The sequence below is a fragment of the Isoptericola sp. F-RaC21 genome, from assembly GCF_038593535.1.
Taxonomy (GTDB): domain Bacteria; phylum Actinomycetota; class Actinomycetes; order Actinomycetales; family Cellulomonadaceae; genus Isoptericola.
Window position 1 is genome coordinate 560,078 of sequence record NZ_JBCFYX010000005.1, and the last position, 11,252, is coordinate 571,329.

The 11,252-nt window shown below is 75.9% G+C and carries 6 protein-coding genes; 5 read left to right on the forward strand and 1 reads right to left on the reverse strand.

Translation table 11 applies throughout. From position 1 onward, the window contains the following. Window positions 1-97 precede the first annotated feature (97 nt). From AAG589_RS20760 to AAG589_RS20770, 3 genes are read left to right on the forward strand one after another with little or no spacing between them, the layout of a single operon-like run. The gene (locus tag AAG589_RS20760; protein ID WP_430569193.1) at window positions 98-1,264 is read left to right on the forward strand and encodes an ROK family protein; all 1,167 of its coding nucleotides are present in this window, start codon (window positions 98-100) and stop codon (window positions 1,262-1,264) included. Then, a complete protein-coding gene (locus AAG589_RS20765) occupies window positions 1,261-2,235 on the forward strand; it encodes a ChbG/HpnK family deacetylase (protein WP_430569194.1) in 975 nt (324 codons plus the stop codon). Before AAG589_RS20760 ends, AAG589_RS20765 begins: the two co-directional genes overlap by 4 nt. Then, window positions 2,232-3,620 (forward strand): MFS transporter, encoded by a 1,389-nt coding sequence (locus AAG589_RS20770; RefSeq protein ID WP_430569195.1) that lies wholly within the window; start codon window positions 2,232-2,234, stop codon window positions 3,618-3,620. Before AAG589_RS20765 ends, AAG589_RS20770 begins: the two co-directional genes overlap by 4 nt. Window positions 3,621-3,650: 30 nt before the next feature. Here AAG589_RS20770 and AAG589_RS20775 read toward each other — a convergent pair whose 3' ends face one another. Beyond that, complete coding sequence (locus tag AAG589_RS20775; RefSeq protein WP_430569196.1) at window positions 3,651-4,865, reverse strand: MFS transporter; 1,215 nt, start codon at window positions 4,863-4,865, stop codon at window positions 3,651-3,653. Between the two features lie 173 nt (window positions 4,866-5,038). Here AAG589_RS20775 and AAG589_RS20780 point away from each other — a divergent pair, with 173 nt between their 5' ends. After that, window positions 5,039-6,610 carry a SulP family inorganic anion transporter gene (locus tag AAG589_RS20780; protein ID WP_446719772.1) on the forward strand — a complete coding sequence of 524 codons (1,572 nt, stop codon included), beginning with the start codon at window positions 5,039-5,041 and terminating at the stop codon, window positions 6,608-6,610. A 62-nt stretch (window positions 6,611-6,672) separates the two neighbouring features. Continuing rightward, on the forward strand, window positions 6,673-7,659 hold the full coding sequence (lgt, locus tag AAG589_RS20785) for a prolipoprotein diacylglyceryl transferase (protein WP_430569197.1): 987 nt from the start codon (window positions 6,673-6,675) through the stop codon (window positions 7,657-7,659). Window positions 7,660-11,252: the final 3,593 nt, after the last annotated feature.

An 11,252-nucleotide genomic window follows, 5' to 3' on the forward strand; every position in this document is an offset into this window, starting at 1 on the left:
AGCAGCGGGGACGCGCCGCGTCGACAACCTCGCGGGGGCGTGGCTAGGCTCACAGCGCCGGGGCGAACGCGCCCCGGACCGCCCCGACGGAGGCCAGATGCGCACCACCCCTGACACCGGAACCCCCGGCCCGCTGCGCGGGTCCGACGTCCTCGAGGTGCTCGACACGCTGGTGTCGGACGGCCCGGGCGACGAGGCCTCCGCGGCCGCGGCGACCGGGCTGCCGCGTGCGACGGTCGCGGACGCGCTCGCGGCGCTCCGGGCGAGCGGCGCGACCGCGGACGACGGCGGCGAGGGACGGTTCCGGCCCGACCCCGACGCCGCGTTCGGGCTCGGCGTGGACGTCGCCCGGGACCGGGTGCGGGTCGCCCTGGTGGACGCGACGGGCGCCGTCCGGGCGCGCGCCGAGCGGCGCGACGTGCAGCGCACCCCGGTGGCGCGGGCGCGCGCCGCGGCCGTGCTGGCGAACTCCTGCCGCGAGGACGTGCAGGCGCGCCTCGAGCCGGGCCGCCAGGTGGAGGTGAGCCGCGCCGTCGTCGCGTTCCCCGCCGTCGTGGGCGCCGACCACACCACCGTGCTGCACGTTCCCGGCTACGAGAAGGGCGGGACGGCGCTGCACGACGCGCTGGTGGACGCCCTCGGATGCCCGGTGACGCTGGACAACGACGTGAACCTGGCCGCCGTCGCCGAGCAGCACCGCGGCGCCGGGCGCGGCCGGTCGTCGTTCGTCACGGTCTCCTTCGGCGCGGGCTTCGGCGCGGGCATCGTGCTCGACGGTCGCCTGCACCGGGGCGCGGCGGGCATCGCCGGGGAGGTGGCGTTCCTGCCCCAGCCGGGCCATGCGCTGGGCGAGCAGGTGCTGGGCGACGCCGCGATCGCGGCGCTGGCGAAGGACCACGACCTGCCGGAGGACGTCACGGTCCGCGAGCTGATCGACCGCGCGGAGGCGGGCGACGGCGTGGCGGACGAGGTGGTCGCGGAGCTGGCGCGACGCGTCGGCGTCATCATCGCGTCGCTGGCCATCGTGCTCGACCCGGAGGCCTTCGTCCTCGCGGACGAGGCCGCGCGCCCCGCGATCCACGCCCGGGTCGCCACCTACCTGCGCGACCGCATCGGCGTCCTGCCCGTGCACGTCGACGCGTCGCCCCTCGGCGCGGACGGCGCCGTGCTGGGCGCCGCGTACGCGGCCGGCGAGGCGCTGCGCGCCCGGCTGGCCGACGACGTGGCCGAGGCCGCCGCGGCGGCCGACGGGGCGTCCCGGTGAGCGCGGCCGACGCGCCGCCGTCCGACCTCACCGCCCGCCTCGGCCTCGCCCCCGACGCCCGAGCGATCGTCCTCAACGCCGACGACCTGGGCATGTGCCGGGCCGCCAACCGCGCGATCCTGCCGCTGCTGGCCGACGGGCACCTCGACTCGAGCACCGTCATGGTGCCGTGCCCGTGGGCGCCGGACGCGCTCGCGAGGGCCGCGGCCGACCCGGGCCTGGACGTCGGCGTGCACCTGGTGCTCACCAGCGAGTGGACCCGCTACCGGTGGCGCCCGCTCACGGGCGTGGGCACGTCGCTGGTGGACGACGCCGGGTACTTCCCCGCGACGGTCGACGTCGTGGAGCGCCAGGCGCGGGACGAGGACGTCGCGGCCGAGCTCGCGGCGCAGCTCGACGCCGCCCTCGCGGCGGGCGTCGACGTGACCCACCTGGACAACCACATGGGCTCGGTCTACGGGCTGGCGACGGGGCGCACGTTCCTGCCGCAGGTGCTCCGGCTCGCGGCCGAGCGCGGCCTGCCGTTCCGGCTGCCGCGCTCCCTGGACGGGCTGGAGGCGATGGGCGCCGACCCGGAGGCGCCGGGCTCGCAGGAGATCCTCGACGCCGCGACCGCGGCCGCCGACGCGGCGGGCGTCGTCATCCTCGACCGCCTGTGGACGCACCCGTTCGAGCTGGCGGGGGAGGGGACGCCCGACGCGGAGGACTACGAGTCCGTGAAGGCGGGCTTCCTCGACCTGCTGCGCCGCGTGCGGCCGGGGGTCACGGAGATCTTCCTGCACCCGATGCTCCAGGGCGACGAGCTCTCCGACGCCGTCGACTACGCCGCGCCCAAGCGCGGGTACGAGGAGCGGCTGCTGCGCGACCCGGACGTGGCCGCCGTGATCGCGGACGAGGGGCTGGTCCGCGTCGGCTGGCGCGACCTGCGCGCGGTGCAGCGGGGCGAGACGGTGCAGCGGGGCGAGCGGTGAGCGACACCGCGACCGGCTCGGGCGTGCTCGCGCGGCTGCGCGACCGGCGGCTCGACGGCGCCCCGACGCGCGCCCAGGCCGTCGCCTACGGCGCGTCGGCGTTCCCGGCGAACCTCATGCTGCAGACGTTCTCCGCGTTCGTCGTGTTCTTCTACGTCGACCACCTGGGGGTGCCCGCCGGGTGGGTCGCGGGCGCGATGGTGGCGCACGGCATCCTCAACGCGGTGCTCAACCCGGTGGTGGGCGCGGCCTCCGACCGGCGCCGCACCCGCTGGGGCCGCCGGGTGCCGTGGATCGTGCTGGGGATCGTGCCGCTCGTCGTGGCGTTCGCGCTGGTGTGGGCGCCGCCCGCGTTGCCCGCCGCGGGGCTCGTGGTGTGGTTCCTGCTCGTCGTCGCGGTGTTCGACGTCGCGTACGTGGCGGTCGTGCTCAACGTGTCCGCGCTGTTCCCGGAGATCTTCCGCACGACGGCGGAGCGGGCGCGCGGCAACGCGCCCCGGCAGCTCTTCGCGCTGGTGGGGATGATCCTCGGCACGGCGGGGGCCCCGCTGCTCTACGACGCGATCGGCTGGGCGGGCATGGGCGTGGCGCTCGCCGTGGTGTGCGCCGCGTTCTTCGCCTGGTCGCTGCTGGGCATGGTGGAGCGCGACGCCGACGACGCGGTGCGCGCCCGCGAGTCCGCCGTCGGGCTGCGCGACCAGCTGCGGTACACGTTCGCCAACCGCGCGTTCGTCACGTACGTGCTGGGGTCGTTGCTGCTGCAGAGCACCACGTCGGTGCTGCTGGCCGGCATCCCGTTCTACGTGAAGTACACCGTGGGCGGCACGGACGCCGACGCGACGCTGCTGCTGGCGCCGATCTTCGTGGCCGCCATCCCCGCGATCTGGGGCTGGTCGTGGGTGGTGCGCCGGCTCGGTCCGCGCACCACGATGCTCGCCGTCGTCGCGGTCTACGGGCTCGCGACCTGCCTGTACCTGCTGCCCACCACCGTGCTGGGCGGGGCCGCGGCCGGCCTGGCGGTGGGCCTGGGCGTGGCCGGCCTCATGCAGGTGCTGGAGGTGGCCCTCGGACAGGTGATCGACGACGACGAGCGCCGCACCGGGATGCGCCGCGAGGGCATGTACTTCGGCGCCAACGGCTTCGTGGTGCGCGGTTCCGTGGTGGTGCAGGCGGTGGTCGTGGCGGGCATGCTGGCCGCGAGCGGCTATGTCGAGGGCGCGGCGACGCAGGTGCCGCAGGTGGCCACCGGCATGCGCCTGCTGATCGGCGGCGTGCCGGTGGTCCTCGCCGTGCTGGCGTTCGTCTGCTTCTGGCTCTACCCGCTCCGGACCCGGGGTGCCGAACAGGCGGTTGACACCGTTATGGGACGCGAATCGCGCCCATAGCGGTGTCAACCGCCTGTTCGGCAGGCCCGCTCAAGGACGGGCGACGAGATCGTCGACCCGCGACCGCCGGGCGACGAGCCGGTTGAGCCGCTCGGACATGACCAGTCCCAGGGCGACGAGCACCGCGAGGAACAGGGGGAAGATCCAGGCCCCCGCCCAGGTCGAGAGCGCGCCGAAGGCGGGCGGGGCGAGCGTCGAGCCCGTGTACGCCGCGGCCATCTGGATCCCGATGATCGCCTGGGAGCTGCGGGCACCGAAGTTGGCCGGGGTGGAGTGGATGATCGCCGGGTAGACCGGCGCGCACCCGAGCCCTGCGACCACGAGGCCGACTAGGGCGGGCACCGGCGTGGCGACGGGCAGCGCGACCAGCAGGACGCCGACGCCGACCACGGCGAAGCCGCCGCGGATCAGGAGCTTGTCGCCGATGCGGTCGGCGACGAAGCCGGCGAGGAACCGCCCGGCCGTGATGCCGAGGAGGAAGAGGGAGGCGAACGCGGCCGCCGTGGCGGAGTCCACGCCGCGGTCGGTGACCAGGTAGGTCGACGCCCACAGGATCGCGGTGCTCTCGAGCGCGCAGTAGGCGAAGAAGGCCGCCAGGATCAGGAGCACGCCGGGGATCCGCAGCGCCTGCGTGAGCGGCACGTGGGAGCCGCCGCCCGGCGGCTCCGCGGCGTCGTGCTCCGCCGCCGGCGTGGGCCGGACCTTCCTCCAGAGCGGGATGCTGAGGATCAGCACGGCCGTGAGCACGGCCTGCGCGACGCCGACGACGCGGTAGGCGCTGGACCAGCCCAGGCCCGAGGTGAGGGCGTAGCTCATGATGAACGGGCTGATCGACGCCCCGACGCCCCAGAAGCTGTGCAGCCAGTTCATGTGCCGCGCCGCGTAGTGCAGGGCCACGAAGTTGTTGAGCGCGGCGTCCACCGCGCCCGCCCCCAGCCCGTAGGGGATCGCCCACAGGCACAGCAGCCAGAACGAGCCCGAGACGGAGAACCCCACGAGCGCGGCGGCGGTCAGCCCGACGCTGACGGCGGTGACGACGCCGGCACCGAACCGCCGCGTCACTCGCTCCGACGCCAGGCTCGAGAGGATCGTCCCGCCGGCGATGATCATGGTGATGATGCCGGCGAACGCGACGGGGACGCCGAGGTCGGCGTGCATGACGGGCCAGCCGGCGCCGACGAGGGAGTCGGGAAGCCCGAGGCTGACGAAGGCGACGTAGATGATCGCCAGGAGGAGGGAGTACACGGCGGGGTCGGTCGCCTTTCACGGGCTCGGGCGGAGAGGACTGGCGGAGCCCATCGTCGCAGCCCTCGGCCGGCCGGGTAGAGTCGGCGCTCGCCCGGCCCCGCTCGTAGGCCGCGGCCCTCCGCCTCACGCCGCGACGACGCGCGTCCCCACCCGACCGAACGGAGACCCGCGTGCCCCGCGACCCGCGCGCCGACCAGCCTGCCGTCCAGCTCTCCGCCGTCCAGCCCGTGGCCGGCCCGCCGGACGCCGGCGCGGAGTTCTCGTTCCGGGCCGCGTTCTCCTCGGTCCGCCGCCTGCGCACGGAGGTCCTCGCGGGCCTCGTGGTCGCCGTCGCGCTGATCCCGGAGGCGATCGCATTCTCGATCATCGCGGGCGTCGACCCGCGCATCGGGCTGTTCGCGGCGTTCACGATGGCGGTGACGATCTCGTTCGTCGGCGGCCGGCCGGCGATGATCTCCGCCGCCACGGGCGCCGTCGCGCTGGTCGTCGCGCCCGTCGTGCGCGACCACGGCGTCGACTACCTCGTCGCGACCGTGATCCTCGGCGGGATCCTCCAGGTCGTGCTGGGCCTGCTGGGCGTCGCCAGGCTCATGCGGTTCATCCCCCGCTCGGTGATGGTCGGCTTCGTCAACGCGCTCGCGATCCTCATCTTCACGTCCCAGGTGCCGCACCTCGTCGGCGTGCCGTGGGTCGTCTACCCGCTCGTGGGGGCGGGCATCGCGATCATCGTGGGGTTCCCCCGGCTCACGCGCGTCGTGCCGGCGCCGCTGGTGGCCATCGTCCTGCTGACGCTCGTCACCGTGGGCGCGTCGCTCGCGGTCCCGACGGTCGGGGACGAGGGCGCGCTGCCGGACTCGCTGCCCACGCTCGGGCTCCCCGACGTCCCCCTGACCCTCGACACGCTGCGCATCATCGCGCCGTACGCGCTCGCCATGGCCCTGGTCGGGCTCATCGAGTCGATGCTGACGGCCAAGCTCGTCGACGACATCACGGACTCGCACTCGAACAAGACCCGCGAGTCGTGGGGGCAGGGTGTCGCGAACGTCGTCACGGGGCTCTTCGGCGGCATGGGCGGCTGCGCCATGATCGGCCAGACCATGATCAACGTGAAGGTCTCCGGCGCGCGCACCCGGCTGTCGACCTTCCTCGCCGGCGTCTTCCTCCTGGTGCTGGTCGTCGGCCTGGGGGACGTCGTCGCGATCATCCCGATGGCCGCCCTGGTGGCCGTGATGATCATGGTCTCGGTCGGCACGTTCGACTGGCACTCGATCCGCCCCGCCACGCTGCGGCGCATGCCGAAGTCGGAGACGGCGGTCATGCTCGCCACCGTCGCGGTCACGGTCGCCACCCACAACCTCGCCTACGGCGTGGTCGTCGGCGTCGTGGTGGCGGCGGTCCTGTTCGTGCGGCGGGTGGCGCACCTGACCACGGTCACGCGCCTGGACGACGGCGCCGAGGGCACGGGTGACCCCGACGGCGAGCGCGTCTACGTCGTCGACGGCGAGCTCTTCTTCGCGTCGTCCAACGACCTCGTCTACCAGTTCGACTACGCCGGCGACCCGCGCCGCGTGATCGTCGACATGTCGGGCGCGCACGTGTGGGACGCGTCCACCGTCGCCGCCCTCGACGCCGTCCAGCACAAGTACGCCCAGCACGGGACGACGGTCGAGTTCCGCGGGCTCGACGCCGACAGCGCCGAGCGCCTCGACCGGCTCGCGGGCAGGCTCGGCGCCGGCCACTGACGCGCCGGGCGGACGGCGGCTCGCGGTAGGTTCGGGCCATGCCCGCTGCCGGAGGACTCTCCATGTCGATCCCCAGCCCGGACCCCGCCTGGTCGGTGCTCGAGCTCGGGCCGTTCTCGGTCCACGTCTACGCGCTGTGCCTGCTCGCCGGCATCGTGCTGGCCACGTGGATCACGCACCGGCGCCTCGTCGCGCGCGGCGCCGGCCCCGAGGTGACCCTCGACATCGTGATGTGGGCGGTGCCGCTGGGCATCGTCGTCGCGCGGATCTACCACGTGCTCACCCACCTGGGCGACTACTCGGACGGCACCGGCCCGTGGGGCTACTGGGAGTGGGTGCGCATCTGGGACGGCGGCATCGCCATCTACGGCGCCCTCATCGGCGGGGCGCTCGGCGTGTGGATCGGCTGCCGCCGGGCCGGCCTGCGGTTCTGGTCGTTCGCGGACGCGCTCGCGCCCGGCATGCTCGCGGCCCAGGCCGTGGGGCGCCTCGGCAACTACATGAACCAGGAGCTCTTCGGGGCGCCCACCACGCTGCCCTGGGGCCTCGAGATCGACCACCCGGTGGCCGGCTTTCCGGACGACACCCTGTTCCACCCGCTGTTCCTGTACGAGATGCTGTGGAACCTGCTGGGCGTCGCCGTCCTGCTGCTCGTCGAGCGCGCGGTGCGACGCCGCGCCGAGGCCCGGGCGGACGCCGTCGGCGAGCCCGGGTACGGGCTGCGCTGGGGGCGGCTCTTCGCGCTGTACCTGGTCTGGTACGGGCTGGGGCGCAGCTGGCTCGAGGCGCTGCGCATCGACCCGACGAGCAACGCGTGGCTCGGCATCCCGGCCAACATCTGGACGTCGCTCGTCGCCGTCGCGCTGGGCGTGGCGCTGCTCGTGGTCCGGGGCCGGCAGCACCCCGAGCCCGAGGTGTCGGTCTACCTGCCCGGCCGGTCGCCGTCCTCCGCCGACGACGCCGCCACCCCCGATGGCGCGTCCGACGGCACCTCCGCCGACGCCGCCACCTCCGACGACGCGGGCAGCCGCCCCGGCGACGCCGGCTGACCCGGATCGTCGGGCTCCGTCATCCACGTCCGTAGCACGATCGACCCGACGAGCGGCACGGCGGCCGCGAGCATGATCGACACCATGCGGATGCCGTAGTCGTTGACGACGGCGCCGCCGACGCCGGCGAGGATCAGGCTGACCAGCACCGGCCGCAGCAGCGGCCAGGCGTCCTCGGAGCGCTGGAGCCACCGGGCCCGCAGGCGCGGCCCGCCCCACAGGACGGTGACGAGGCCGACCAGGACGGCGAGCGCGAGCCACGCGGGCACGCCGCCGGTCAGGGACCGCAGGGCGTACCCGGCCTTGCGGGCGATGGTCTCGAGGGCGGTGCCGTCGACCACCGACTGCACGAAGGCGCCGAGGTGCGTGCGCTGGGCCGGCGGCCGCAGCCAGTCGACGACGCCGATCGCGGCGACGAGCGCCACGCCCGCCAGGCCGGCGAGGATCAGCCGCTTCCAGGTGACGCGGGCCTCGAGGACGCCGAGCACGACGACGACGAACACGGGCAGCAGCACGAGCCCGCCGCCGACGTCGGCGCCGAGGGTGGGCCACACGCTCACGACCAGCGTCACCAGCCCGACTGCCGACGCGACCACCCCGGCGGGGATCTTCCCCCAGCGGCGGCGTACGGCGGTGGCGAGCCCGGCGGCGGCGATCACCGCCGCCGTCGCGTAGATCGAGTACGTGGGGTTCCCGAAGCCGTAGTAGCGGCCGCCGAGCGTCGGGGCGGAGCCCAGCGGGCTGCCCCGGTGCAGGGGCGTGCCGAGCATCGCGTCGATCGTGAGGACGAGGAAGGTGAGCGTCGCGACCACCGTCGCGCCGGCCCATGCCGGCCGGCGCGGCGCGAGGGCGCCGACGAGCGCGACGACGACGGTGCTCAGGCCGAGCGTCACCCACAGGGAGGTGGCGGGCTCCGCCAGGCGCCACCAGCCCCACGCGGTCATGAGGAAGGCGGCCGCCGGCACGGACGCGCACACCAGCAGGACGGCGTCGAGCACGCGCGCCCACCGGCTCGCGGCCCGCGGTGACGTGCGGCGCAGGCGCGGCAGCAGGAGCACGACCAGGGCGAACGCCGCGAGCCCCACGTAGGCGGGCGCGGTGGTCACGGTGCCGGTGGTCACGCGCAGCATGTGGTCCCGCTCGGTGAGCCCGGCCAGCTCGCGCACGGTGGCCCCGGTGCCGCCGGGCCGTTCGGCGGCCAGCTCGATGGGCGAGCCGCTGAGGTCGGCGGGTACGGGCAGGCCGAACGCCGTGACGAGCGTGGTGGGCACGTCGAGGAGGCGCACGACGCCGAGCCAGTGCGTGGCGCCGGACGTGAGGTAGGCGGGCGCGTCGTCGGCGTCGGCGTCGGCCACGCCCACGCCGAGGGCCGGACGGCCGGGGGCCGGGTTGCCGACGTCGGTCACGAGCACCGTCGCGTCGGCGGGCGCCGCGGCCAGCACCCGCCCGACGGTCGCGTCGACGGCGCGCAGGGCGGCGTCGCGGTCGGGGCCGTCGGAGGTGACGCCGTCGGGCAGCGGGACGAGGCCGGTGTAGCCCTCGGGGTCCGGGTGGTACGGCGCGCTGCCGGCGTCGACCACGGTCACGGGGCAGGAGAACGTGTCGGCCGGGTCGGCGAGCGCCGCCTCGAGGTCGCGGTAGCGCGCCACGGTGCCGTCGCGGCCGGCGAGGGCGAGCGCCGCCCCGGGCGCCACGGCGGTGGTGCACACGTCGCCGTCGGCGAGGGCGTCGCCGAGCACGCCGAGGGTCGGGCGGAACTCGGACGACGACTGCAGCGCCGCGAGCCCGTCCCAGCCGTCGACGGTCGCGGCGTCGTCGCTGGTGCCGCCGCCCGCGCCGTCGGGCGTGACCTCCCACGGCGCGCAGGACCAGGCGCCGTCGGTGGTCTGTCCCGTCACGGGGCTGCGGCCGGAGGACAGGCCGAGCCACCCGGCCGCGGGGCAGGTCGCCGAGGCGCCGCCGACGGCGGGGGTGACGCCGGCGCCGCTGGCGCCGTCCCGCAGCACGTCCCACAGGGTGGGGGTGGCCGACGGGCTGACGTCCTCCCAGCGCACGCCCTGGGTGCCGACGATCACGACGGGGTGCGCGTCGTCGACCACGGGGGTGCCGGCGGCGGAGACGTCCCCGGCGCGCGCCGACGCCGAGCCGGGCAGCGCCGTGGTGCCGACGAGCAGCGCGACGAGCAGCCCCGCCGAGGCCCCCACGAGCACGGCCGGCATCCGGGTGAGCACGGGCCCGGCGGCGCGCGCGGCGTCGTCCCGGGGGAGGGCGGTGGCCTCCTCCGCGTGGGCGAGGCGCCCGGCGAGCAGCACGGGCAGCGCGAGGGCCAGCACGATCGCGGCGACCGCGACGCCGGAGTCGTTGAGCAGGGTGCCGACGCCGGCCGTCACCACCAGCGCGACGACGAGCCGCCACAGCACCGGGTCCTGGCGGTACGCGCGGGCGAGGCCGTCCAGGCGCGCGCGGCCGGGGGAGAGCACGGCCCACGCGGCCGCGACGCACACGAGCAGCGCGGCCGCCCCGGCGGGGTTGGCGACCGTGGCCCACGCGCCCCCGGCCTTGCCGGCCACGACTCCGAGCGCCTTGCCCTCGACGACCGACTCGACGAACCCGCCGAGGTGGCTGCCCGGACCGGGCAGCAGCCAGTCCACGACGGACACGACGGCCACGAGGAGCACGGTCCCGGCGGCCACGAGCAGCACGCGCCGCCACGTGATCCGCACGCCGGCCACGCCGAGCGCCAGCACGGCGAAGCCGGGGACGAGCGCCAGGATGCCGCCGAAGTCCGCGCCGAACGGGGGCAGGCCGTCGACAAGCACGGTCACCAGGCCGACGGCCGCCGCCGTCCACCCGGCCCGCGCGGGGCTGCCGCCGCGGGCGCGCACGGCCGCCGCGAGCCCCGCGGCGAGGACCAGCCCGACCACGGCGTAGACGGCGAAGACGGTGTTGGAGAAGCCGTAGAACCGCGCGCCGAGGGACGGCGCCGGGCCCAGCAGCGAGCCCTGCTGCAGCGTCGTGCCGGTGAGCCCGTCCACCGTGACGACCAGCCACGTCACGCCCGCGAGGCTGGTCGCCAGGCGCCATGGCGACGGCGGCAGCAGGCGGCGGGCGAACCAGGCGACGAGCGCCGCGACCAGCGCCGCGACGGTGAGCGCCAGCACCAGCGTGGTGACCGGCGACGGCGCCGCCCACCAGCGCGACAGGGTGGCCAGCGACGCCGCGACGGGCAGGCTCGACGCCACGACGAGGACCGCGAGGCCGACGCGGCGGGCGAACCGCCGCCCCGCCGACCCGGCGGGCTCGGCGCCGCGGCGGCGGGCGAGCAGCAGGGCGCCCACCACGACGACGTCGGCCAGGCCGACGAGCCCCAGCACCAGCGGGGACAGCCGCGGCACCGTGTCGGTGAGCACGCTGAGGTACTGCCGGTTCTCCACCGTGCGGGACACGGAGATGCGGCGGTCGTCGCCGCGCTCCAGCGGGGAGCCGGTGAACGGTGTGAGGGCGGCCGCGAGCGCGTCGTCCTCCCCGCTGGTCGGGCTCGTCGAGGCGTCACCGTCGTCGTCCGTCGCGGTGTCGTCGGGGGCGGTCCCGGA